This is a genomic window from Acaryochloris sp. IP29b_bin.148 (genome assembly GCF_028285565.1).
Taxonomy (GTDB): Bacteria; Cyanobacteriota; Cyanobacteriia; order Thermosynechococcales; family Thermosynechococcaceae; genus Acaryochloris.
The window spans coordinates 1-25073 of the sequence record NZ_JANQOY010000064.1 but is presented as its reverse complement, the minus strand read 5'-3'; the positions used below and the strand labels follow the sequence as shown (position 1 = coordinate 25073).

Below are 25073 nucleotides of genomic sequence, written 5' to 3'. Positions count from 1 at the left end.
TTACACACACAATCAGTTTGACGAACACCATTGGCTGAGGAGCACACAGGCATCCTCGCACAGAGTGGACTGTAAGCGGTTGACAAATCCCATGACTGGGAGGTCGGGGGGGCCACGCAGGATTGGGAACCATTTATGCAAAAACTCTAATCCATGAATGAAGGCTGATACGCTTACGGTTCAGCCTTCACTCCGAAACTCTAATATCAATGACGCTGGGCTTAAAGTTGTACAAACTGCCATCTAACTCAACAGGCATACCAATTTTAATCAGCGTACTGCCAAACACAGGGCCATTCTCTGTGGTTTGACCTTTGCCTTCTAAGGTGACAATCATATTGACTGAGAACTGTTCTTCCGGTCTAGGATCGGTCACGGCTTTAATCGAACCATCGGGCTGAGGGGCATGGGTGGTTCGAGGCAGAAAGTCTACTTCTTTAATTTTGACCTCCCCTACCGGTTGATTACGGATCTTAAAACTGGCAGTTTCTCCAGATTTAATCAAATTCTGTGGATCTCGACTTTTTAAACCCAGCACCAGTAGATCAACTTCGATATTAGAGCTGGCATTGGCTAGGGTGCCAGAGGGACCAGGAAAGAGAAAAATGGCAGCCATAATAAACAGGATGATCAAGACAGCTCCCGCATCTAAGAGGTTAACTTTACCGAACAAGCGTCCCTTGGAATCCAATACAGCCATTTGCAATTCAGACCTAGACAGTTACAAGTGCATCACAATCAGCAGGCAGTGCGATTGATTTTGATGCTGACAGACTATCACGACTTTCGTTTGGCCAGATACCCCATTCTGAGAGAGGTGACCTTCACATATCTTGATTGAGATTTTTATAGATCTTTCCTTTCCCTAGATAAAGCTGACAGTCTCTCTGTCCAGAAAGGGTATGATCGATATGGCTATCAAAACGTTTAAGCTTAGGTCTCACTCTAAATTTGAATGAAATTAGCCTTTTAGCCCGTTTCTATTCAAATTCAGGGTTGAGCAGTTGGCGTTCAACAAGCTGTCGATACCAGAGGTGGGGGTTCGCAAATGAGTGTTACACAGAGCAGTAATCCAAATGTGTTAGGGTTCACCGAAGAGGATGTGGCTCAACTGGCTCAGCGATTAGAAGAGGATGATTATGAAACGCCATTTGCCGCCCTGGAAGACTGGCACTTGTTGAGATCGCTCGCCTTCCAACGTCCCGAACTCACCGAGCCTTATTTATACCTATTAGATCTCGAAGCCTTCGACGAATCCTAAGCCCTGCCCTACTTATGAGGCGATAGCGTCCTAGTGTCTTCTCGTATCGTCATAGGTATCGGCGGTGGTATTGCTGCCTATAAAGTCTGTGAACTTATCTCAGCGCTGGTGAAGTCCGGTGCTGAGGTTAAAGCAATCCTCACCCCTGCCGCTCAAGAATTTATTACGCCTCTAACGATCACCACCCTCTGCCGACAGCCAGCCTATGAGGATGCCAGTCTGTGGCACCCTCACCATACTCGCCCGCTGCATATTGAGTTAGGCGAATGGGCTGATCTATTGGTCTTAGCGCCTTTAACCGCAAACACCTTAGCCAAACTCGCAATAGGATTAGCCGATAATCTATTAACCAATACCGTCTTGGCTTCCACCGCCCCTATCCTGGTTGCCCCCGCCATGAATACGACGATGTGGAGGCAGTCCGTGGTTCAGCGCAACTGGCATCAATTACTAGAGGATCAGCGGTATCATGCCTTGGGACCAGCCTCAGGGATGCTCGCTTGCGACACCGTGGGGGAAGGTCGAATGGCTGAACCCGCCGATCTATTGATCTACATAGAGTCTCTGCTCATAACCAAAGGCCAACGGGATCTGCAGGCTAAGCGAATTCTGATCAGTGCTGGCGGCACCCGTGAGCACCTCGATCCAGTCCGATTTATAGGTAATCCATCGTCCGGAAAAATGGGGTTGGCGTTGGCGTTGGCAGCTCGGCATCGAGGGGCAGAGGTGCAGTTGGTGCATGGTCCTTTAGCAACTCCGTTACCCACAACACCTTCATTAAAAACAGTTGCCGTGACCAGTTCGGAAGATATGCGTGCTGCTGTGTTAGCCGCCTATCCTCAATCCGACTGGACCATTATGGCAGCGGCAGTGGGTGACGTGAAGCCAGCGCATTATTTCCCTGAGAAACTACCTAAAAAATCTCTACCTTCAGACTTACCGCTTAAACCCATCCCGGATATCCTGGCAGAACTCGGTCAACACAAACAACCTCACCAGAAACTGATTGGTTTTGCAGCCCAAACAGGCGATATTATTGCCCCTGCCCAAGAGAAGTTAGAGCGCAAACGCTTGGATGCCATTATTGCCAACCCAATTGATCAACCCCAAAGTGGCTTTGGCAGTGACCAGAATCAAGCTGTTTTTCTTGATTCCACCGGACATCAAGTGGCCATTCCTATTTGTAGTAAATTACGCATGGCCCATCAAGTGCTAAATCTTATTGGTGCATAAGCCTAGGTCGATGTGATCGATCACATGTTCTAAGTTAATGGCACGATAACGAGCGCTATTGATCCGATGAAAGCGTTAGTATTTTATTCACAATCGATAGGTGGAGGGGTTTGGGAGGCAGATTCCGTCTCACACACTTTAACTGTGGTGAAATCACCATCTTTTATAGTGACTACGCCACTAAAGCTCTTTGTGTCAGAGCTTTTGGCCGTCGCTGTTGCATACGCTCGGTTAGCATCACCTGAGACAATTTCGATATCGAAAGATTCATCTTCGAAAGGTTCAATTCCTAACTCTGTATACGAAGTTGCAAAGGTTGGATTTTCAAGCCGATATGCCTGTTGGGCCCTATTGATTGCTCCAAGTGCATTTTTAGCTCCAGCGTCTCGCGCTTTGATTGCCTGACTGGTTGCCTGATTATTGAGGGAATCAAATAGGGAAATGGGCTTGATATTTTCCGGTAATGCTGTCTGATCGGAAACTTTTGTGAGGGGAACCTCAATCACTTGATCCTCGGCGCTTGCTGGATCGGGGGTGATCAGATATACCTTTTGATCTGGATGCAATACAAAGGTAACCTTTTCCCCACTGGCTGGATCTTTTAACTCCCACGTTCCTTGCCATGTACTGTTTGTAGAGGGTTCTTCACTCGTGGGGGTGTCAGCCGAGCAACTCGCTAACAAGAGAAAAGCTGCTGCAGTACTGACAAGAGCAGCAGGATATCGCCAGGATTTATCAGACATTAGGATAAAGTCTACCTCTGATGAATAGGATAAAGTCTACCCCTATTGAAGGGATAAACGACCAGCCATATTCTAAAGTTGCAATCAAGATTCAGTGTTCTGCTTGAACGGTAACTCCTGATTGATATAGTCAATCTCTCGCTGCTCATCCTCATTAATTTCATCGATATAGTGATGAAAAATCTGCTGAAGACGAGGTTCATAGAATCGGTGCAGACTGGAGTTTGGCGTTGCTCGAAATCCCCGTCGTTTCTTATGTCTGCCCCCGGCCCCCGGATCAAACCGCTGAATCCCTTGGGCCACCGCCCATTCAATCGGCGAATAATAGCAAGCTTCAAAATGTAAACAGTCAAACTCTCGATCGCTGCCCCAATAGCGACCATAGAGCTGCTCACCCTTCGTCAAGCAAAAAGACATCCCTACAGGTTGTTGAATCTCTCCCTCTGGATAGGCCGCCACAAACATCACTCGATCCGCATAGGTCGATTGCAAATCCAGGAAAAACTTCCGAGTCAGATACTTACTACCCCACATAAACTTGTCACATGTGTCTTGGTAATAATGGTGCATCCGACCATAGAGAAAGTCAGGGATCTCTTCCCCTTGATAGGTGCGGAGTTCTAGCCCCGCCTTGGTCACACTCTTGCGTTCTCGCTTAATATTGCGGCGTTGATTAGCATTGAACGCCCCTAGATAATCATCGAAGGTCGAAAAGCCCTCATTCTGCCAAATATAGCTGTGATGCAGCCAACCCTTAAATCCATGCCGTTCAATCACGGGCTGCCAGTCTGGATCTACAAATAGAAAATGGCAGCCTGATAAGTTGTTCTGGGCGCAAAAGCCGTCAATCACCTGCACCATTAACCCCGTCAGCATATCCTCATCTTCATCAGGGGCAATTAAAAACCGATAGCCTTCCGCTGGGGTAAAAGGCGTCATTCCCAAAAGCTTGGGATAATATTCAATCCCCATTCGGTAGGCCACATCGGCCCACTGGTGATCAAACACAAACTCGCCATAGCTATGGCCTTTGACATAGAGCGGGGCCGCCGCCACCAAGGTCTGATCACACCAGACAGTTAGGTGTTGCGGTAACCATCCTTTGCGTGCGATCGCACTCCCCGACGTCTCCAAATTATTGAGCCAGTGCCACTCCAAAAAGGGCGTTTTTAGGGGGACCGCTAACTTATCCCAAGCTTGCTGAGAAATCTGTCCAATCTGCTCAAACCACTGAACGGAATAGCGAGGTTGGGGTTGGGTGACCATAGGCGAAAATAGAAACTGCTTCTAAGGTAATGGAAACCGCTCCATTAGGGTATGCTCCCCAACCGTCTTTGGCTAGGACTCTGGCGAGGGATTGGTGGGTTGAGGAGATGCCTTCGGTGGGTCGATGGACTTCGGTTTCTTGGGTAAGGCTTGCTTAGACTCCCGAATTTCTTTTTGTAGGTCAAAGGGTTGAATATCTTGGAGACTCTCGATTTTGGCAAGATTAATCAAAGAGAGTACAAGCTGAGTATCGGGGGTAAGAACCGTAATCAGCTCTTCGGGCGACTTATTGCGGCCACTTTGCAAGAGTTCCCGTAGAGTCAGGTCACTGCCCTGAGGGCGATACACCACCAGATATTTTTGTTTCCCCAGGGTAATCGTTTGGCCTTGCGTATAGTAAAGATTAGCTCTCAAAGCAGATTGCAACAAACCCGACATGCCAAACAGCATGGCTGGCCCGACTGAATCTTGACTTAAACTCAAGCGCTGCCAGCTACTATCTAGGGTTTTAAGCTGCAACCGCATGGGGGTATCGGCTAACACTTGGGTGAGTTCATTGGCTGACACCGGGGTTACCCATAGGGTGATGGTGGTTGCGATCGCACCCAGGCCACCAAGAACCCTCTGCTGAATCTTGTTGTGAGACATCGCTTCTCCTCTAACACTTCCCTATTGATACCCTTGATACCCTGATCAGTTGACATCTGAACAGCACGACTCCACCTCAACGCGATGATTCACTAAACGATCTTGACGGCTGGGAGAACGGTCTTGAGTGCTCAAGCAGAAGCTTTTTGTCTGCCTTAAAATGTTATAACGCGATGTTATAACAATAATAGAATAAGGAGTCTGGCAATGTCTGATAAAAGCTACAAAGCATCGTGGGCCAAAATTGGGAATTCCTCAGGATATCGGCTGACGAGTGATTTTTTCCGTGAACATCCTGAGTTTGTAGGATCGGATGGCGTTGTACAGGTCATTGCCCCTGATACAGTCATTTTTTTAAGAACTAAAGCTGCAGATGAAGAACAAGCTCAGGACGATCTGATGCTCAGTTTGTACCTCGACTTTTTGACGAAACAAGCGCTATCTCATCCCCACGAACTCGAAGAATACACTCAACAGATGGCAGAGGAAGACGATGACTTAACAGCAGGTGTTCGTCTAGATGCTGATTAACGGCTGGAAAATCTACTTTCTCAAACGCTTGTTTGGTCAACAAAGGCGCGAGCTACAAGCTGAGGTTAAACGCCTCAAAGCAACCCTGTCTCCTGAAGACTATGTCCGTCATCCCACAGTAAAACTGTATGCGGCAATCATGCGGGCCATTAAAGAGAAAATTCCGATGGATCCCTTTGCCGTTAGCTTTGCGTTAACAGGACCACTCAAAAAGTTTGGCAGAGTCAAAAAAATGGGAATCCCCAATCGCTACCGCCTATTTTTTAGAGCTTTTCGGGTGAAGCAGAGTCAATCTATTTTTGTCCTCTGGTTAGGCTATCCCCGTAAAGAAGGCGCTAAAAATGATTGTTACAAAGTTTTCCAGAAGATGGTTGAGCGGGGTGATTTCCCGACTTCGTTAGATGAGTTGATGCTGGAAAGTGACCAGGGGTAGTCAGCCAGAATCTTGCCAGCGAAAAATCATTGTTTCTCGATTTTTCTTGGCCTTCTTTGCGAAATCTTCCTCTCTTGCAGGGATAATTGAAGAGCAGTATCGGTAAGGCGTAGCAGTGTCCTTGAGGCTTCGAACCCTGACTCAACTTTTTCATGCCCGTCTCTCTCGGCGGATTGAAATATGGGTTTTTCTCAGTATTATCCTCATCGAGGCCATTATTCTTATCCCTTCCGTATATCGGCGAGAAGGAGAGCTGCTGGAGCAACTCAGCGAGATTTCTGCGGCTAAAGCGACAGGGGTTCTCACGAATGACGAAGCACCTCTGACGGATCAATCCTTGCTCGGCCAATTTCAGACCCTCCAGACTAATGAGGCCGTTGCCGGAGGCGCTTTATATCGAATCAATGGCCAGCTTGTAGGCCAGTTTGGCGAAGAGCCAGAACTCACCTTTGATCAAGTGACCCGACGCTCCAACCCCACCTATCTCAATCGATCTCAGCAAAGATATGATGCGATTTGGGATATGAATCCCTTAAAAGACAAATATGTACTGATTATTCGCCATGATGCCAGCAATGTCCGCCAGGAACTCATTGCCTTTATTGGTCGGATTATTGGCTTGGTATTGATTATTTCCCTGTTTGTCTCCATCGCCACCATGATTGTGCTGCAGTCCTTGGTGATAGAGCCGATTTTGCAGTTACGACGGGACCTCCTCAAAGCCGGGACTTCCTTAGCCGAAGATCCACAAGGGCCACCTCCAAAGTTTGATTCCTTAACCAACTCACGAGATGATGAGCTGGGCGAAGTGATCCAAGCCTTTGAACAGATGTTTCACCGGATCTCTGATGCGATCGCACAGCGGCAGCAGGCAGAAGCTGATCTCCGCCTGTCTGAAGAAAAATTCTCCAAAGCCTTTCAGGCCAGCCCAAATCCGATTACCCTCAGCACCCTGAAAGATGGCCAGTTTATTGAAGTCAATGACAGCTTTCTCAAGTTGTTCGATCTGGCGGTAGAGGAAGCCTTGGGGCATAGCAGTTTAGAACTCAATCTCTGGGCGAATCCGGCAGATCGGACGCAAATGATCCAGACCCTACTCAAGGAAGGCGTGATTCGTAACGACGAGTATCGATTGTGCGATCGCAATGGCCAAGCAAAGACCGTTCTTTACTCCTCGGAACAGCTAAAGGTCAACGACCAAGACTGTATTCTGGCAGTGATTAACGACATCACTGAACGCAAAGAAGCCGAAATTGCCCTAGAGGCCAGTGAAGAGCGGTTTCGCACCCTAGTGGACCAAGCCGTCGATGCCATTTATGTCGTCAATGAGCAAGGACAGTTTGTGGATGTGAATCAACAGGCCTGTGCCAACTTGGGCTATACCCGTGACGAACTGTTGCAGTGTCGTGTCCCAGATATTCAAAAAAGTTTGTCAGACGATGACTTTACACAGCTATGGCAGCGACTCTTGCCCAAAGATCCCCTCACCTTTATTGGCACGCATCAACGCAAAGATGGCAGCCAATTTCCCGTTGAGGTCCGTCTAGGCATTTTTGAAGCGGGAGAAGAACCGTTGCTCTTGGCCTTAGCACGAGACATTACCGAACGCCAGCAAGCGGAAAAGGATCGGGAGCGACTGGCTGAAATTGGAGAACTGGCCGCCATGATTGTGCATGAAGTCCGCAATCCGCTTACAACGGTGCTGATGGGCCTCGGTTCATTTCAGCGAATGGACTTACCGGAGCGGGCACAACTGAGGTTACAGTTGGCCTTGGACGAGTCGGAGCGCTTGCAACGGCTCTTAAACGAAATATTGCTCTTTGCCAAACAGCACAAGTTAAATACAACGACCATAGAGCTGAATCAATTTTTTGCCGATCTGCTGCCTACCTTGCAGGAGATGCCCAGTGCAGAGAATCGTCCGATTCAACTCACACCGGCCTCAGAGTCAGCGTGGGTAGCAGCGGATATCGATAAGCTCAAGCAAGTCTTTATCAATTTAGTCAGCAATGCCTGTGAAGCAGTGTCTCAAGGAGAACCCATTACCTGGCACGTTCAGCTGACGCCGCTCCATAATCAGGTCACCATTGCGGTCAATAATGGGGGCGACCCAATTCCCGCAGAGGTACTGCCCCAGTTAACAAAGCCATTCTTTACCACTAAGTCCTCTGGCAATGGTTTAGGGCTAGCGATTACCAAGCGGATCGTCGAAGCCCACAACGGCGAATTACAGATTCAATCCACGGCCGCAGCTGGAACAACGGTCACCGTTTCTTTCCCAACCGTCAGCATATCTTCGGCCGGGTAGCCCTTAAACAGAACCTGGGTCAGGTAGTTGAGCCGTAATCGTCTCTACTAAGTCGCCAATACTATAGGGCTTCACTACATAGGCATTCGCACCAGCAGCCATCGCGGCTTGCCGATGGGGCGGATCATCCATTGCCGTTGCAAAGACGATGGGCACAGCGTTACCGTCTGCTCGAAGCTGTTGACAGATTTCTAGCCCTGTCAATCGCGGCAAGGTCCAATCCAACACAATGGCATCCGGCTGAATGCTCTGAGCCAGCTCTAGGCCAACTCGACCATCATGAGCAATGTTGACTTGATATCCAGCATCGGAGAGTTCTAATTCAACAAGCTGCGCAATTCTAACTTCATCTTCAACTAATAAGATATGGGGGTTCATGGTCTTAGGATTTAATTATTCCGTGGAAATTGACTGTACACATCCAATCGTTATCTATAGTGTGGCTTATGGCTCTGGAGCTTAGCCGTGACATCGATAACAGCCAACCACAATAGAAAGCAGCCATTACCTCACTCATGTGAGTACGAACGATGAGTGGGGTTGGATGTTTTGATATGACCGAAGTGAACCATTCACCTCTGTCTATTCTTAAGCTAATCCAAGAGAATGAAGTTCTCCTGATGGCATTCTGTGATTTAGATAAGAAATTAAATGCACGGTTTACGCGTCATTGCGGTGTGCTTGACCCTCTTGTTTTGCCGTGGCTGCACGCATTATCAATTGGCAGCGGTGGATATGACGAAGTGAAATTGGGGTCTGGGCAACCGACTCCAGCATATAACTCATATGTTCAGGACGGAGAATCGTACCATCGTTGCAACAGCTCCCGATGTAATGGAGCTGCGGTCCGTCATCAGACTGGACGAAGTTGAGGCTGAACAAGCGATCGCGCAAGTTCACCACTTTTATCTTGCCAGATTTTGTGGTCTGCTCAAACCAAATTTCCGAGGTGGCCAAAATTTGCTCTACCCATGCTTGCCACTGCTCTACAGGAGTTGCCTCCACAGAGTCCACCGTCAGCCGATACTCTGCTTGATGGACGGCTTGGGTGGCTGAAGGAGCTTTCAGGTCTATCGTTTCAACTTTGTACAGCGGGATATCATCTGGCAAATAGGTGGATAAGGTCTGCTTAAAGGCTTGGTCGTCCATCCTTTGAGTCAGTTCAAAATCGACGATTTCACCAGCACTGGTGGCACCTAGCATTAGCGCATTGGCAGGCGCAATTCGAGGACCGGGATGAAACCCACCTGTATAGGCAATGGGAATGTGCGATCGCCGCACGATCCGGTCAAACAATCGCAGTAAATCCAGATGGCTGACTAGGGCCATATCTCCCTGTTTGCCAAACCAGACCCGAAGACGTTGAACGCGTTCCTGATTAGGTACAAAGTTACCTTCAAAAGTAGGTATGGGTTGAGGGGGGATAACCACGTTATGGCCAAAGTCCACACTACAGACTCCACAGTGGGAGCAGCCCTCGAAGGAGCAGTCAGGCACCGTCGCTGCTTCCAGAGCCCGCTTCAGATCGTCTTGCAACCACTGCTTATCAATCCCGGTATCTAAATGGTCCCAGGGTAAGGGAGCTTCTAAAGTCTGAGGAGGGTGATCGGGCTGTTGTGGAGAGGCTGCAGAAGTGGGCAGATCAAACAGATTCCACTCGCCTTGTTCAACTTGACGGTATTTCCAGGTGAGATTGGCTTCTGCGATCGCATCGGTCCAGGCCCCATAGGCTTTGTCTAAACTTTCCCACCAGGAGTCCATGCCCGCCCCCAGTTCCCAGGCTCGTTTGACCACAGGCGCGAGTCGGCGATCGCCTCGACCGACAAAATCTTCCATTGCCGAAATTCGCACATCGGTGAAGTTTACCTTGACGCCCTTTAAGCGTCTAAACTCGGCTCGCAGCAGATCTTGCTTGCGCTGGAATTCCTGGGTCGACACGGAATGCCATTGGAACGGGGTATGGGGCTTTGGCGTGAAGTTAGAAATGGTGATATTGAAGTTAAGACGGCGTTTACCCTGGCATTCTCGGCGCAACCACCGAATCGTTTCCGCAATGCCCAAGACGTCGGCATCTGTCTCCCCCGGCAAGCCAATCATAAAATAGAGTTTGACCTTGCTCCAGCCCTGCTCATGGGCCGTTTTAATCCCTCGCAACAACTCCTCATTGGTCAAGCCCTTATTGATGATGTCCCGCATCCGCTGAGTGCCCGCCTCAGGTGCAAAGGTGAGGCCCGTCTTCCGAGTACCGCCAATAATATTGGCAATATCTTCATCAAACCGATCCACCCGCTGACTGGGCAACGACAGGGAGACATTCTCATCCTTGAGTCGATTCTTGATTTCCATACCCACAGAGGGAAGCGCCAGATAATCAGAACAGCTCAGGGACAACAGGGAAAACTCGTTATACCCTGTCTCCCGCATCCCCGTTTCAATGGCATCCACCACCTGTTCCGGCTCCACATCGCGAGCTGGACGGGTAAGCATGCCGGGCTGACAGAAGCGGCAGCCTCGAGTGCAGCCCCGCCGCACTTCAATCGTCAGGCGATCATGGACGGTCTGGACATAGGGAACCAAACCAATGGAATAGGCAGGCATGGGGTCCGCCACCCGTCGCAAGACCCGTTTAGGCACATCAGGACGGTTCGGATACACTGACCCATCCGCCGCCATATCGTAAAACTGAGGTACGTATACGCCGGGAATTTGGGCTAAGTCGAGCAAGACCGCTGAGCGAGATAACCCTTGGGCTTTACCCTCTTCTAAAATCAAACCAATTTCAGGCAGCAACTCTTCGCCATCCCCCAAGGCCACAAAATCAAAGAAATCGGCATAGGGTTCGGGATTGGAGGTGGCGGTTTGTCCCCCGGCAAAAATCAGCGGCATATCATGGGCGGTGCCCCAACCGGATTGATTGCGTTCTTGCCAAGTTAGGGGAATTCTGGCGAGGTCCAACATTTCCAAAATATTGGTGGCCCCCAGTTCATAACTGAGGCTAAATCCCAAAATGTCGTAGTCCGTCAGCGATTGCTTAGTTTCAACTGCAAACAGCGGGGTTTCGGTCTCTCGCAGCTTGGCGGCTAGATCAGCAGCCGGGAGATAGGCGCGATCGCACAGTTGTCGCGGCTGGGCATTCAAAATATTGTAAAGAATAATATGCCCCAGGTTGGATGCCCCTACCTCATAGACTTCGGGGTAGGTCAATACCCAACGCACCACCGCCGCATCCCAATCCTTATGAACTGCACCCAGCTCGTTCCCCAAATAGCGAGCGGGCTTCATAATATCTGGCGTAATCAGTGATTCAACAGCAACTGGCACAGGCACTCTCAAACTTCAACATTAACCGTTCAAATCTACTATAACGAGGGTCAACGCTAGTCAGAACCTTAGAGCTTAATTTCCGACCTCTCCCGATTTCAGGAAAGCCCTAATCTTGATACAGTCAATGCAGTAGGTCATCGAGCAGTTCAACTATGTCCAATGCAACGCCCATTCCCGTTATTGTCACTGGAGCCGCTGGCAAAATGGGGCGGGAAGTGATCAAAGCCGTCGCTCAAGCAGATGATTTAAGGCTCTACGCTGCGGTGGACCGCAATCCTGACGTCTTTAGCCTAGATGCCGGAGAACTGGTGGGTCTTGCCCCCCTAAATATTGAACTGACTAACGAACTCGAACCGGTTTTAGCGGCAGCGGCTCAAGAGAAACAGCCCTGTGTGATGGTGGACTTTACCCATCCCAGCTCTGTGTATAGCAATATCAGATCTGCGATCGCATACGGGGTATATCCCGTCATCGGCACCACCGGCCTCAGCGATGAGCAAATGAAGGATCTCACCGAATTTACTGAAAAAGCCAGTATGGGTTGTTTGGTAATTCCCAACTTCTCCATTGGTATGGTGCTGTTACAACAGGCAGCAGTGCAAGCCTCTCAATACTTTGACCATATTGAAATTATTGAACTCCACCACAACCAAAAAGCGGATGCCCCCAGTGGAACTGCCGTTAAAACCGCTCAATTACTGGGCGATTTAGGCAAAACCTATAACCCAGCCATCGTCGAGGAGAAAGAACACCTTGCCGGAGCCAGAGGAAGTCTAGGCAGCGAGAATATTCGGATTCACAGCGTCCGGCTCCCTGGATTAATTGCCCACCAAGAAGTTCTGTTTGGTGCTCCGGGCCAACTCTATACCCTACGGCATGATACGAGCGATCGCGCCTGCTATATGCCAGGTGTGCTGCTCTCCATTCGGACGGTCACTCAATTACAAACGCTAATTTACGGATTGGAGAAAATCTTATAGCCTTCTACACCTCCATAGACAGACCCTCTTACTCCGGTCTTTTGTCTCCTTTCTGCCGCTTCTCAGCAATCCGCTTGGACCAATACGGAAGATTATGTGAGTATAGTTAAAGATAACTTAACTGTTCTTAAAATTTTCCATCCACATTATGTCAGCAGCAATTCAATTTATCCGGGGCGTTGATGAACCCGTCGTTCCTGACGTGCGCCTCACGCGGGCCAAAGACGGAACCTCTGGTCGTGCCATCTTTTACTTTGAGAATCCCAACCTGATCCAGGAAGGGAAATTAGACGTAATGGGAATGTACTTGCAAGACGAAGAAGGTGAGTTGTCCACGCTAGATGTCAGCGCTAAATTCGTCAATGGCAAACCCCATGCCATTGAAGCGAATTACGATATGAAATCCGAGGAGGAATGGGATCGGTTTATGCGCTTTATGAATCGCTATGCCGAATCCCACGGTTTAGGCTTTTCCAAGTCATAACCCGTGAAAGCCGTGTCGCATTCTCTTTGGATGCAACAGGCAGCCATCACACCGATACGGTAGCCGCTTTCATGGATTAACCAGAAAGATTGAATAAAAACAGAACGTTGTCTAACTTAGCCCTGATCAAAAATGGTTCGCAGCCGTGGCGGGTTGCCTAGGCACAGCCACTGAACGTTGCGGCTGCCGCTCCGAAGAGTGAATGGATTGCTGTAAGCTGCGGATAGCCTGCATATACTGAGGATCATTAAACGTTGCAAACGAACTGGGATCTGAGTAGAGTTCTTGCGATTGTTCAGGGGTTAGCTTCACCAAAATATCGGGCGTAATGCCTTTCTGGCTAATGTCTGTGCCTTTGGGCGTAAAGTACTGCGCGACGGTAATGGCAATCCCAGAACCATCCGATAGCTGATGCACAGACTGAACTAACGCTTTACCGAAGGTCGAGGTTCCAATCACTTTGGCTCGATGATTATCTTGCAAAGCACCGGTCAGAATCTCGCTAGAACTGGCAGAATCTTCATCCACTAAAACCACCAGCGGGCGTTCCGACAGGGCAGTGGGGTGGGCGATGATATCATCTTTCTTGCCTTGGCGATCAACGGTATGGACAATAAAACCTCGATTCAGCCACATCTCAGCAATTTCAATGCTGGCGTTGAGTAAACCGCCAGGATTTCCTCTTAAATCGAGAACAAAGCCATCTACATTTTGAGCCTCTAACTCTTTGATGGCAGCTCTCATTTGTTCGGAAGCATGGGCGCTAAACTCTAGTAAGCGAATATAGCCTACACGATTGCTTCCCTCTTGTTTGACCTTTGTATGCACCGTGGGCAGTTGAATCACCGCTCGCTTAATATCCAGATCAAAGGGGCGAGCCCGGCCCGCTCTACTAACCTGCAGTTTAACGGTCGTATCGCTCTCACCTCGGATTAGACTAGAGACTGTTTTCAGATCCATGATGTTGGTGCGCTTACCATCAATAGCCAAAATGCGATCGCCCACCTTTAAGCCTGCCTGCAACGCTGGACCATTGGGTAGCAGTTTCACAATCGTCACCGTATTGGTTTTCGGACTCTGCTCTAAACGAATGCCAATACCTGAAAGCTGACCCGAGGTTTGAGTCGTGAGGGCCTTGAACTCATTAGGCGACATAAACCGAGTGTAGGGATCATCCAGTTCTGCCAATGCCTGACGAAGTGCAGAATAGGCATGCTGCCGAGAAACATACTGCTGACTCAGCAACGATTGACGCGTCGCTTGCCAATCCTTTTGGTTAAACGTGCCATCAACATAGTGGCGATTGACCAGTTGCCATGCTTCATCCAGAATCACTTTGGGACTATCTTCCAGTGCGGCCTGGGCTGACTGCGTCACACCGGGCTGAAAGAACACAAACGCTGTCCCCAGTAGACCGCTGCAAATGGTTTTACAGTAATCTCTGCTAGAGAGTTTCAATAGTTGCTTCATATATTGGAAAGGAGTGATTGTTAACCCTTTCAGGCTAGTTCAAGCACCTGAAAGTCATAATTGCCGCTGTATTAGAACAGTGGAGCCGTGGGGAAAAATATCCTGTGAAATATCGAAATAACTCGTTATTGATGCCGCTAAGGGATATAGCTAGGATAGACAGCAGAATGGGGAAATCATCAAATAGATGGCAAATCTTTTCAATATCTTCTGGATTTACCATCTGCCAGAGGAACGTGCGAGCTGTCTCAACCCTATCCTAGCAAGCCCCGCACAAAGAACATGGGCTCGTCCTTTCTGAAAACGAACACTCAAGGTGGGAGAATCAAAATACTCTTCACACACAACACATCGAGGTTGATGGGAGCGCGTTAGCCGAGACTGCTGAATCAGCCGTTTACGTCTGGGACGTCGTCTGGGTGCCATAAAGCTACTGCAATAAGATGGATATACCTACTGCTATTGTATTTTATCGATCTCTAAAGTCGCCAATAGGTTGATTTTCAAAAAAATAGACAAGCTTCAGTATCTTCACGGTCATCATCCAAACGTGAATCAGTTGAAATTGATTTTTGCTTCTGTATAGCAAAAACATACGGCGAGTCAAGGATTTCAAGGACTTCAGGTTCAAAGTGGTTGATTCGTCCCAGCCCTATTTCTAATGCCAATGTGGTTGTCACCCTGCTGATTTGGACTCGAGAGATTCAGTGCTTACACGGTCGATGGACCGTAAAAGAATGAAGATACTAGAAATCTATAGAACCCCTTCATTCAGTTGATCTCTATACGTATGTTGTCTCCAACCCCTTCCACACGGTCCAGTCGCCTTGCATTTCTGAAGAAAACAGACTTCCTGCAAGGGATTGAAAGTCAGGCTTTTCTGGAATGCTTAGCAGAAGAGATGGAAGAGTTGACCTTTGCCAAAAATCAGATCATTTTGCATCGAGGCGATCGAGAACCACTCCTTTATTTTATGGTTGAAGGTAAAGTCAAAATTCATGTCGATGGCATCAAAATGGCTGAACTGTCGCAGGGAGCCCATTTTGGAAATGTCAACATCTTCGATAGCCAACCGGCCTCGGCTTCAATCACAACGTTGCAAGCTAGCCGATGCTTAGTGCTCCATCAGTCCAAATTACAAGCTGTATTACAAAAGCATTCAGACATTAAGTCCGAACTTGTTGCCAGACTGTATCAACGTCAGCAACAAGTTCGGGCGACAACCTGGCAAAAGTCAGTGGTGAGAGATTGGTACACCAGACTTCAAAATCCAAGTTGGGCATACTAGCTTCAACAGTGCCAACTGCCCTTAAAGTCTGGCATCCAGCGCTAATCTGTTCGTAAAGCACAGAGCGTTTAAGCCTTATCAGTCCAGCTAAACATGGCTCGCAAATCCTTGCCAACCTCTTCAATGACGTGCTCTGATTCTCGGCGACGAGTTGCGGTAAATCCTGCTTTTCCAGACATATTTTCCAGCACAAATTCCTTGGCAAACTGGCCAGTCTGAATCTCATGGAGAACGCGACGCATCTCGGCTTTCGTTCGCTCATCAACGATCCGAGGGCCTCGGGTATAGTCACCATATTCGGCGGTATTCGAAATGCTATCGCGCATTTTCGCTAGCCCCCCTTCAACAATCAGATCGACAATGAGTTTCACCTCATGCATACATTCAAAATAGGCTAGCTCGGGTTGATAACCTGCTTCGACTAAGGTTTCAAAACCGGCTTTAATGAGAGCGGTTAATCCACCGCACAAAACAGCTTGTTCTCCAAATAAATCGGTTTCTGTTTCTTCTCGGAAGGTGGTTTCCAGGATACCAGCGCGGGTGCCACCAATTCCCTTGGCGTAGGCCATAGCCCGATCACGGGCTTGCCCAGAGGCATCTTGATACACTGCAAACAGGCAGGGAACCCCTTGTCCTTGTGTATAAGTCCGTCGTACTAAGTGACCCGGTCCTTTTGGAGCTACCATCACGATATCCACATCGCTAGGTGGAACAACCTGGGCAAAATGGATATTAAAACCATGGGCAAAGGCTAACACTTTGCCAGCGCTTAAATGCGGTTGAATGTCTTGGGAATAGACGGTTTTTTGGACTTCGTCAGGGAGCAAAATCATGATTAAGTCCGCAGCTTTTGCAGCATCAGCCACAGATTGCACCGTTAATCCTGCCTCTTGAGCCTTGGCAACGGATTTGCTGCCTTCATATAGCCCTACAATGACTTGGACACCGCTGTCTTTTAGATTGAGAGCATGAGCATGCCCTTGGGAACCATAGCCAATAATGGCAACAGTTTTGTTTGACAATAAATCTAAATTGGCGTCAGCGTCGTAATACATGCGGGCCATAATATTTTGCTCTCTCCTTGCTAGCCAAAGGCTATCTGCTGGCTTCTAATTCTACAATTAAATGCTGATGAATCCTACAACAGCCCGATCATAGAGCAATGATTATAGGACGATGGCGGACGGCTGGCGGCCCACCACAACAAGCCACTGCCTGTTCGTATAGAGGCAGTGGCGATGCGAGTCATAAGTTACAACCTTTGCTGTCTGGCAAGGCTGGGGCGCTGAAAAGACTTTTACCCTAGCGGAAACGACGCTTGCGACGGGTAGCAATGCGCTTTCGCTTTTTCTTCTCTAAGGGAGTTTCAAAATGACGGCGACGCTTTACATCTGCCAAAATTCCGGCCTTTGAGACTTGGCGCTTAAATCGACGCAATGCGGATTCAATCCCTTCGTCTTCACCTAAAACCACCTGAACCACTAGTTAACTTCTCCTTGATTATCTTTCGCTATACAGATGTAGGTTACCCTTGAGCATCCGCTCTTTTTTAGGGCAATCTCACCTATTCTACTGTTTTTTTTGCAATCTCAGCCACGCTGTTCTCAGGAAAATGTTTTTTCTGAGAGTTTAGAAGACTGGGATTGCATGGACTCCCGGGGTAGGATAATCAAAAACCTAGGGCTAAGCTTGAGAGGCTTTGCGACCTCTGACTGCGATCAGCTCTATGGATTTTTAGCTCGTTTTTACTAGGCGATGACACCTACCAGGATTGTTGGGGTCTGGGAGTGCGGGGTCGCGCTTTATTGACTTTGAGTTGACGGCCCATCCACTCGGCACCATCTAAATCTGCGATCGCAGCTTCTTCTTCAGAATCATTCTCCATATCCACAAAACCAAAACCGCGTTTGCGGCCCGTTTCCCGATCAACGGGAAGGTGAACCTTCACTACTTTGCCATACTCAGCAAAGACGGCAGACACGTCGTCTTGGCTAGCTTCGTAGGATAAATTCCCAACATAAATCGACATTTGTATATCTCCAAAGGGCAGATGAATAAGGGTTAGAGCAGGTAACCACCTGTATTATTGTCGGATTAAAGGTTTAGCTTTACAGTCACAACCAACACAGCATGGGTTGTTCGCTTTCAGATTAGAGTTGCACGTCTAAAGGCACTTGTCGTTACTTTCACCACAAGACTATAGCAACAGGGATCTGTAAGGCTTGACATCAATGTTGCCCCAAGGATGGATCGGAAAAGTTAGCATGGAACAATGGAATTTAGGTAATGTTGATCTAACTCTATCGCCTTTATCGCATTTTTCCTAATGCTTAGTGACTCACTGATTGAAACATGAAAAAAGTTGTGGTGGGCTTGTCTGGTGGCGTGGATAGCTCTGTCGCCGCCGCCAGCTTGAAACAGCACGGGTATAACGTGATCGGATTGACCTTATGGCTGATGCAAGGCAAAGGCCAATGTTGTTCCGATGGCTTAGTGGATGCCGCCCAGCTCTGTGAAGATCTGGACATTCCTCACCATGTTGTAGACAGCCGCGATATATTTTCCACCCATATTATTGACTATCTAGTGGCCGGGTATCAGCAAGGCATCACGCCCTTACCTTGTTCACAATGCAACAAAACGGTAAAGTTTGGCCCTATGCTGCACTATGCCCGTGAACAACTCGATGCTCAAACGATCGCCACAGGGCATTATGCACGCATTGTGTACAGTGCCCAGGACAATCGATATCACCTATTGCGAGCAGTTGATCGACATAAGGATCAGTCTTATTTTTTGTATGATCTCAGTCAAGATCTGCTGAGTGGAACCGTTTTTCCCTTGGGCGAACAGACCAAAACCGAAACACGGCGTCTGGCAGCCCAGCTCAATCTTCATACCGCCGAAAAACCAGAAAGCCAAGATCTGTGTTTAATTGAAGCGCATGGTTCCATGCAAACCTTTTTAGATCAATATATTCAAACCCATCCAGGAGATATTATTGATCGGGCCGGCAATGTTTTAGGGCACCATCAAGGGGTTCACCATTACACCATCGGCCAACGCAAGGGTTTAGGGATTGCTGCGCCTCATCCTCTATATGTCATAGATTTAGATCCCGGTCGCAATCAGGTGATTGTTGGCGATCGACACACCGCACTCAAAACCGAGTGTACGGTCCAACGGGTGAATTGGGTCTCGATGGCTCCACCTCAACATCCCATCCAAGCGGAGGTCCAAGTCCGGTATCGCTCTCAACCGACTCACGTGACGATTCTGCCGATTGGTCCAGAGGAGCAGTTGGGAGATCGGGTCAAACTTATATTTGCAGACCCTCAATTTGGGATTGCGCCGGGTCAAGCTGCCGTCTGGTATGACCAAGACACGCTGTTAGGCGGCGGCATCATCGAAGCCTTTCCTAAGCCTTGACCGGGCTATGCAGACTGAGCTGACTGAATAGGATGCCAGTGGTAAATGTCTGCCAGTAGGGATTGATAGCCTTGGGAATTCGGGTGCAAACCATCTGAACTCAGCTGTTGTTGGCACCAGTTTTCCCCTCTGTGCTGCCACAGATCAAAAATATCTAGGTAGGGAATTTGGCGTTCATGACAAGCCAGACGTGTCGCCTCGTTATAAAGATGCTGGTCGGCATGGTTGTAATAAAACGCCTCCAAAAAAGGCATTGCGGCTTCATTCACAGGAACCATACCCACAAACAGTACTGGACAAAGCTGCACCGCTCGATCTAATAATTCAGCCAATTGAACCTGAAAGTCAGAAAAGGGCGTAAAACACCGGCCATCTGGACGTCCAAGGCGAGCAGAATCGTTCACACCGACCGATAAAATGATCCGGTCTGGGACCTGGTGTCGGAGTTCACCTCGATAGCGAAACTCGCTCTCTAAGCGTCGGGCAACATGCTTCACGGTGTCTCCCCGGACCCCTAAGTTATAGAGAATCGGACCCGCATGATCGGGGTGCATCCATTGCCGCCGTAAACGGTCGACCCATCCGCCGCCTTCGGGATCGCCATATCCGTAGACTAGACTATCGCCTAAGGCCACAAACTTGAGGGGGACTGGAAATTTTGGAACAGGCTGCTTTAATCGGGGAGAGTCCGAAAGACTATGCATACTAGTAAAGTGCGCTGAGTTAAATTGAATTTGTAATATTTTGAATTAATTTTTATTAATTTCTTAACATTAGCATTCAATTCCCCTCACTTTAAAGCTTCGCACCCCAACCCGCTGTGATGGTTCTCACATTTCCAGAGCATCGGGCATAGGCTGCCTCACATCTCCACATCCAAGGGAGATGTGAGGCTTGATTCGTTCAATTGGCGTGTTCGCAGTCCTTTTGTCGCTCCATAGATGACATCAGCCCATGGATGCACAATCAGGGGGGTGCCGCTTTATTGCTAACACCCCCCTGACAGAAGTTCTAAAGCCTGGGCTTGTGTCCGACGCCCATCAACTTTGGGTAAACGGGCTGGATAGTTTAGAGGTCACCTCGAATATCTTCAACCACACCATCTCGCAAGAGAATCTCAACTTGCATTCTGCGAATCAGATGATCTCCTTTTTTAACGTAAAAGAAACTATCAATCTGCCCTTGCTCTACCTCTTGTTCCATCTCCAATCCTTGAACCTGGTTGAGCTGTTGCAAAACTTGATTTTTTTGGTCCAATAATTCACTTTTGCGATTGTTCGCTTGTATTTGGATATTTTGGATTTGAGCTTGGGTTTCATCAGAGGTGCTCCCCTCTGCCCCAATAATTTGGACGGTTTGCTTTTTTAACTCGCCAATCATTTGCTGAACTTGCATATCCAGTTGCTGGAGCTGACCATCAAATTGATTGATTTGGGCTTGGAGCTGTTGCTGGGCTTCATCTTTCCATAGCGGGGTAACAACTGCCTTAACAGTAATGGGGCGTTTCAACAGGAGCTGATCAGCAGGAATTTCCATAGGTCTTTCGCAGCAATTCTAAATCTAGTTAAACATTCCGTTGATCATATCGCGGTAATGCTCCATGACAACAAGACGACGAACTTTTAGGGTTTGCGTAAGCATTCCATTTTCGATAGAGAATGGCTCTAAAACGAAGGAGAAAGGACCAATACGCTCATCAGATCGATAGTTAGGCCGATTTTTCACTTCTCGTGTCAGTTCCTGCCGAAAAAGATCCTGGATAGATGGATCAGCAAAGGTCAGTACTTGAGTCCCTGGCGTGGAGGTCGCACCTGGGTGTTGCATGGAGGCATTTTGAGCTGCTGCCCACTGTTGTAGGGCATCGACATTGGGAACAATCAGGGCTCCCAAACTCCGCTGATCCTGCCCAACCACCATAATTTGATCGATGAATGGGCTGCGGGCACAGGCATCCTCTAGGGGCTGCGGCTCAATATTTTCGCCGTTGGATAGCACAATCGTATCCTTAGCACGCCCGGTCAACACCAGATCTTGCGTCGGTGTCAGCCAGCCTAAATCCCCAGTATCAAACCAGCTCTCCTGATCGATGACTTTTGCGGTTGCTTCGGGATTTTGGTAGTAGCCTTGCATCACTTGAGGGCCGCGCACAAGCACCAAGCCTTGCTGACCGGCAGGTAAGGTTTGACGGGTTTGCGGGTCAACAATCCTCAGTTCCGTTTTGGGGATGGGCTTGCCTGCAGAACGACGTAGATTTTGCCCCTCAAGCCGTGCGGTCAATACAGGTGAGGTTTCCGTTAATCCATAACCCACAATCACTTCAATGCCGACGGTCTCGAAGAAGGTCTCTAAATGCATAGCTAAGGATCCCCCCCCGCTGAAGGAGAGCTTAAATTGTCCACCCATTGCCTGACGAATTTTGGTATAGACCATGCGATCGCCCAATCGATGCAAAGGCCCCAGCAAAATCATCTGTAATTGAGCCAGAAATCGTTGTGTCCCTGAGGGTTTGAGATTATTAATATTCAACCCTTGTTGCGTCCGACGGGCCGTCACATACTGTTGACTGATGCCAAAAAACGTATTGATCAGTTTTTGGCGAGTCGCGGGTTCGGCTCGGAATTTTTTCTGAATCCCTTCATAGAGGGATTCCCACAAACGCGGCACACTCCCCATATAGTGGGGCTTATAGGTTTGTAGATCCCCTTTGAGATCCCGAATGCTGGTATAAATTTGCGTACAGCCCTGAGACAAGAAGTAGTATTCCACTAGTCGGCCAAAGGAATGCCAAGTGGGCAGGATGCTGAGGATGCGCTCACCCACTTCCGGTTGAACCACAGCAGGCATCGCCGTAATGATATGTAGAAGGTTGCCATGACTAAGCATCACCCCTTTGGGTCTACCACTGGTGCCAGAGGTATAGATCAGAGTTGCGATCTGATTGCGATCCATGGGGACAGCTCGAATCGCACCATGGGACCCTTCTTGGAACACTTGGGCAAACCTCAAGGCTTGGGGGAAGGTCTCATCCCCCGCTTCATCCGACAGTAAAGCCATAGCACGCAGGTTCAACTGGCTCAGCCCTGGCTCCAGTTTCTGGATCGTTGCTAAATCTTCAGCAATCAGGAAGGTTGAACCACTATTTTCTAAAATAAACAGCAGTTCTTCTGGACTGGCTTGCGAACTCCGCACTACATTAACAGCTCCAGCCATAATGCTGCCTTGGTCGGCAATAAACCAGCGAGAGCTATTATCTGCGAACAAAGCGACGCGATCGCCCGGCTGTACCCCCAAGGCTTGCAGACCTGCTGCAAACCGTTGAATGTGGTGATTCAACTCTAAATAGGTCAGATTGACCTCAGGCTGAACATGGGGATCACGGAGCGCCACAATTTCACCAAAATTGCGCGCTGCGATCGGCCATATTTCAGAAATGGATTGCAGTTGCTGATATTCTGACTGCACCGTCATCGCTGGACGTGGAGGATGGCTAACAGACATCGTTGGTCTTACTCCCTGTTTTAAGCCGACTCTATAGGTCATTCTCCTATAGATTTGCGCCCCTGCGCTGATGCTGTTCGATGCACAGTCGCCCTTGCCTTGCCCAGGGCTTATTCCGCTACGCCTGGATAGCCATTGGGCAAAATGGTGGTGGAATGAATCTGAGCATTGTTGAAATCAACACAGCGGGCTCGAAAGAGATTGCACCGCGCCAGTTCAGTCTTTTCCAAAATACATTGCTCCAAATTAGCACCCGTCAAATTGGCGCCCGTCAAATTGGCACCCGTCAAATTGGCCTGCTGGAGATTCGCATTTTGCAGATCTGCATGCATGAGATTGGCATTACAGGCATGAGCATAGACCAGCTCTGTCCCCAATAATGAGGCTTGTTGGAGCTGAGCTGCCTGTAATTGAGCAGAATCCAACCAAGATTTTTGCAATTGAGCATTGTGGAGCTGGGCATGCTCGAAATTCGCTCGACTCAGCGTAGCATAGGCTAAATTCGCATGACTGAGATCACAACCCTGTAAATTAATATCTGGCAAATAGGCTTCAAAGAGATTGATCTGACTTAAATTGAGATGGCTAAAATCTCGATATCCATGACTGTATTTTTCAAGTAAGAGATCTGCACTAATGGTTTGCATGAGCGGTCCACGAAGGGCTGAACGAAATTTTAGTTCAGTAGTACTAAGTATTTTTGCCTATTGCTTAATATGACTTTACAATTCGATTCTGGAATATGGTGGGGTCTTAATAATCGCTTTAGGTTTTTCTGTCTTTGTCTGTGATTGGGCCGTCATCACATCTTGGTTCGGAAGAAAACGGATAGGGACCACAGCGTCTAGTTCATATATCTTCAGAAAAAGAAATACTCTGCTGTTCACGAATACCGAAGAAACAAGAGTCAACACAGGTAATGATGCGTTGATGGAGCATGGCGATTGATGAGCGTGAATTCGGTAAACGCACCCCCAGGACGGGGACTTCGGCTATGCTAAAGAATGGGGGATACGAGGCATGTTCATGGGTAAGTAAGGCTTTTATTAAAACAGCAAACTTTTTTGCAAATTGTGTCAGTTACTAACATCTGACAAATTCCATAGATTTTTTTGGTACAAATCTTTAAAGAACCTAATAGTCGTGTACAAATTTGTTCACGTTTAAAGGAGCGCGATCGCATGTTCACTCACGTCAAGTCCACCATTAGACATATTGTTCCCCAGGAGTTACGGGGACGCTCCTTAATGAAGGTGGTCTATGTCGTGTTAGAGCCTCAGTATCAGAGTGCCCTGACGGCAGCTGCCAATGCCATCAATAATAGTCACGACAGTGTAGCTGTAGAACTGAGTGGCTATCTGCTGGAGGAACTCCGCTCAGAAGAAAACTACGAAGCGTTTCAGGCCGATATGGCTGAAGCCAATATTTTTATTGGTTCTCTTATCTTTATCGAAGATCTGGCCGACAAAGTAGTCGCTGCTGTACAACCTCACCGCGATCGTTTAGATGTGGCAGTCGTTTTCCCCTCCATGCCCCAGGTGATGCGCCTCAATAAGATGGGCAGCTTTACGATGGCTAATTTGGGGCAATCCCAAAGTGCGATCGCACAATTTATGCGTAAGCGTAAAGAGCAGTCTGGTGCCTCGTTCCAGGATGGCATGCTAAAGCTGCTGCGCACCTTACCTAAGGTCCTTAAATATTTGCCCGTGGACAAAGCCCAGGATGCCCGCAACTTTATGCTCAGCTTCCAATATTGGCTAGGCGGTTCCCAGGATAACTTGGAAAACTTCCTGCTGATGCTGGCCAATAAGTACGTGCCGGAGCTAGAGGATAAGGTTCAGTTTGACGATCCGGTAACCTACCTAGAAATGGGAATTTGGCATCCCCTAGCCATGGAGATGTTTGCTGATGTCAAAGAATATCTCAATTGGTTTAGCTCTCGGCGCGATATCCCTGAGGCGCTCAAGAACGGCACTGCACCTACCGTCGGTCTAATTCTCCAGCGAACTCACTTAGTGACTGGCGATGATGCCCACTATGTCGCGACGGTTCAGGAATTGGAATCTCTTGGCGCTCGGGTGATTCCGGTGTTTGCTAGTGGCTTGGACTTTTCTAAGCCCGTTGAAGAATTTTTCTATGAAACCCCTGGTGGAGACAAAGCCTTAGTCGATGCCGTT

At 48.5% G+C, this 25073-nt stretch carries 25 protein-coding genes; 10 read left to right on the top strand and 15 right to left on the bottom strand.

Annotated features, from left to right (window positions below):
• Positions 1–187 precede the first annotated feature (187 nt).
• Entirely contained in the window at positions 188–700 is a 513-nt protein-coding gene (locus Q0986_RS06310) for a DUF4330 domain-containing protein (RefSeq protein ID WP_299406163.1), read from the bottom strand.
• A gap of 348 nt (positions 701–1048) precedes the next feature.
• On the opposite strand from Q0986_RS06310, the gene Q0986_RS06305 reads away from it, so the two are divergent.
• Positions 1049–1261: a DUF2555 domain-containing protein gene (locus tag Q0986_RS06305; RefSeq protein ID WP_299406159.1), complete on the top strand. Its 213-nt coding sequence runs from the start codon at positions 1049–1051 to the stop codon at positions 1259–1261.
• A 33-nt stretch (positions 1262–1294) separates the two neighbouring features.
• Positions 1295–2494, top strand: coding sequence for a bifunctional phosphopantothenoylcysteine decarboxylase/phosphopantothenate--cysteine ligase CoaBC (gene coaBC, locus Q0986_RS06300; RefSeq protein WP_299406154.1), 1200 nt, complete (start codon positions 1295–1297; stop codon positions 2492–2494).
• Between the two features lie 83 nt (positions 2495–2577).
• On the opposite strand, the gene Q0986_RS06295 is transcribed toward coaBC, so the two are convergent.
• From Q0986_RS06295 to Q0986_RS06285, 3 genes are all read right to left on the bottom strand, one after another.
• Complete coding sequence (locus tag Q0986_RS06295) at positions 2578–3237, bottom strand: type IV pilin-like G/H family protein (protein ID WP_299406149.1); 660 nt, start codon at positions 3235–3237, stop codon at positions 2578–2580.
• An 84-nt stretch (positions 3238–3321) separates the two neighbouring features.
• Positions 3322–4503 (bottom strand): GNAT family N-acetyltransferase, encoded by a 1182-nt coding sequence (locus Q0986_RS06290; protein ID WP_299406144.1) that lies wholly within the window; start codon positions 4501–4503, stop codon positions 3322–3324.
• 72 nt (positions 4504–4575) lie between these two features.
• Complete coding sequence (locus tag Q0986_RS06285; protein WP_299406141.1) at positions 4576–5151, bottom strand: hypothetical protein; 576 nt, start codon at positions 5149–5151, stop codon at positions 4576–4578.
• 207 nt (positions 5152–5358) lie between these two features.
• On the opposite strand from Q0986_RS06285, the gene Q0986_RS06280 reads away from it, so the two are divergent.
• The 3 genes from Q0986_RS06280 (at position 5359) to Q0986_RS06270 (ending at position 8423) form a co-directional block, all read left to right on the top strand.
• Positions 5359–5682 (top strand): hypothetical protein, encoded by a 324-nt coding sequence (locus Q0986_RS06280; protein ID WP_299406136.1) that lies wholly within the window; start codon positions 5359–5361, stop codon positions 5680–5682.
• On the top strand, positions 5672–6115 hold the full coding sequence (locus tag Q0986_RS06275; protein ID WP_299406132.1) for a type II toxin-antitoxin system YhaV family toxin: 444 nt from the start codon (positions 5672–5674) through the stop codon (positions 6113–6115). Before Q0986_RS06280 ends, Q0986_RS06275 begins: the two co-directional genes overlap by 11 nt.
• Before the next feature lie 115 nt (positions 6116–6230).
• Entirely contained in the window at positions 6231–8423 is a 2193-nt protein-coding gene (locus Q0986_RS06270; protein WP_299406129.1) for a PAS domain S-box protein, read from the top strand.
• 3 nt (positions 8424–8426) lie between these two features.
• Here the strand turns inward: Q0986_RS06270 and Q0986_RS06265 are convergent, their stop codons facing one another.
• Both Q0986_RS06265 and Q0986_RS06260 read right to left on the bottom strand, forming a co-directional pair.
• Positions 8427–8801 carry a response regulator gene (locus Q0986_RS06265; RefSeq protein WP_299406124.1) on the bottom strand — a complete coding sequence of 125 codons (375 nt, stop codon included), beginning with the start codon at positions 8799–8801 and terminating at the stop codon, positions 8427–8429.
• A gap of 282 nt (positions 8802–9083) precedes the next feature.
• On the bottom strand, positions 9084–11744 hold the full coding sequence (locus Q0986_RS06260) for a TIGR03960 family B12-binding radical SAM protein (protein ID WP_366918528.1): 2661 nt from the start codon (positions 11742–11744) through the stop codon (positions 9084–9086).
• Positions 11745–11899: 155 nt separating this feature from the next.
• Here Q0986_RS06260 and dapB point away from each other — a divergent pair, with 155 nt between their 5' ends.
• A complete protein-coding gene (gene dapB / locus Q0986_RS06255; protein ID WP_299406119.1) occupies positions 11900–12727 on the top strand; it encodes a 4-hydroxy-tetrahydrodipicolinate reductase in 828 nt (275 codons plus the stop codon).
• A 148-nt stretch (positions 12728–12875) separates the two neighbouring features.
• Positions 12876–13211, top strand: a complete 336-nt coding sequence (gene psb28, locus Q0986_RS06250; RefSeq protein ID WP_299406114.1) for a photosystem II reaction center protein Psb28 — start codon at positions 12876–12878, stop codon at positions 13209–13211.
• Between the two features lie 126 nt (positions 13212–13337).
• Here psb28 and ctpB read toward each other — a convergent pair whose 3' ends face one another.
• On the bottom strand, positions 13338–14621 hold the full coding sequence (ctpB, locus tag Q0986_RS06245; RefSeq protein WP_366918529.1) for a carboxyl-terminal processing protease CtpB: 1284 nt from the start codon (positions 14619–14621) through the stop codon (positions 13338–13340).
• Between the two features lie 276 nt (positions 14622–14897).
• Positions 14898–15107, bottom strand: coding sequence for a hypothetical protein (locus tag Q0986_RS06240; RefSeq protein WP_299406105.1), 210 nt, complete (start codon positions 15105–15107; stop codon positions 14898–14900).
• A gap of 364 nt (positions 15108–15471) precedes the next feature.
• Here Q0986_RS06240 and Q0986_RS06235 point away from each other — a divergent pair, with 364 nt between their 5' ends.
• Positions 15472–15969, top strand: a complete 498-nt coding sequence (locus tag Q0986_RS06235; RefSeq protein ID WP_299406101.1) for a cyclic nucleotide-binding domain-containing protein — start codon at positions 15472–15474, stop codon at positions 15967–15969.
• 68 nt (positions 15970–16037) lie between these two features.
• Here Q0986_RS06235 and ilvC read toward each other — a convergent pair whose 3' ends face one another.
• The 3 genes from ilvC to Q0986_RS06220 form a co-directional block, all read right to left on the bottom strand.
• A complete protein-coding gene (gene ilvC, locus Q0986_RS06230; protein ID WP_299406097.1) occupies positions 16038–17033 on the bottom strand; it encodes a ketol-acid reductoisomerase in 996 nt (331 codons plus the stop codon).
• 238 nt (positions 17034–17271) lie between these two features.
• A complete protein-coding gene (gene rpsU / locus Q0986_RS06225; protein WP_010476866.1) occupies positions 17272–17451 on the bottom strand; it encodes a 30S ribosomal protein S21 in 180 nt (59 codons plus the stop codon).
• Positions 17452–17731: 280 nt separating this feature from the next.
• Complete coding sequence (locus Q0986_RS06220; protein ID WP_299406084.1) at positions 17732–17998, bottom strand: RNA-binding protein; 267 nt, start codon at positions 17996–17998, stop codon at positions 17732–17734.
• Positions 17999–18321: 323 nt separating this feature from the next.
• Between Q0986_RS06220 and mnmA the strand changes: the two genes are divergently transcribed.
• Positions 18322–19398: a tRNA 2-thiouridine(34) synthase MnmA gene (gene mnmA, locus Q0986_RS06215; RefSeq protein WP_299406079.1), complete on the top strand. Its 1077-nt coding sequence runs from the start codon at positions 18322–18324 to the stop codon at positions 19396–19398.
• Between the two features lie 5 nt (positions 19399–19403).
• Here the strand turns inward: mnmA and Q0986_RS06210 are convergent, their stop codons facing one another.
• The 4 genes from Q0986_RS06210 to Q0986_RS06195 all read right to left on the bottom strand — a co-directional run bounded on the left by Q0986_RS06210 (position 19404) and on the right by Q0986_RS06195 (position 23543).
• Positions 19404–20102, bottom strand: a complete 699-nt coding sequence (locus Q0986_RS06210; RefSeq protein WP_299406075.1) for a GDSL-type esterase/lipase family protein — start codon at positions 20100–20102, stop codon at positions 19404–19406.
• Positions 20103–20466: 364 nt separating this feature from the next.
• Complete coding sequence (locus Q0986_RS06205; RefSeq protein WP_299406070.1) at positions 20467–20934, bottom strand: YlqD family protein; 468 nt, start codon at positions 20932–20934, stop codon at positions 20467–20469.
• Positions 20935–20958: 24 nt separating this feature from the next.
• Positions 20959–22896 carry an AMP-binding protein gene (locus tag Q0986_RS06200; RefSeq protein ID WP_299406066.1) on the bottom strand — a complete coding sequence of 646 codons (1938 nt, stop codon included), beginning with the start codon at positions 22894–22896 and terminating at the stop codon, positions 20959–20961.
• A gap of 110 nt (positions 22897–23006) precedes the next feature.
• Positions 23007–23543: a pentapeptide repeat-containing protein gene (locus Q0986_RS06195; protein ID WP_299406062.1), complete on the bottom strand. Its 537-nt coding sequence runs from the start codon at positions 23541–23543 to the stop codon at positions 23007–23009.
• Positions 23544–24077: 534 nt separating this feature from the next.
• On the opposite strand from Q0986_RS06195, the gene Q0986_RS06190 reads away from it, so the two are divergent.
• The coding region (locus Q0986_RS06190) for a DUF3479 domain-containing protein (RefSeq protein WP_299406058.1) at positions 24078–25073 on the top strand (996 nt) is incomplete at its 3' end.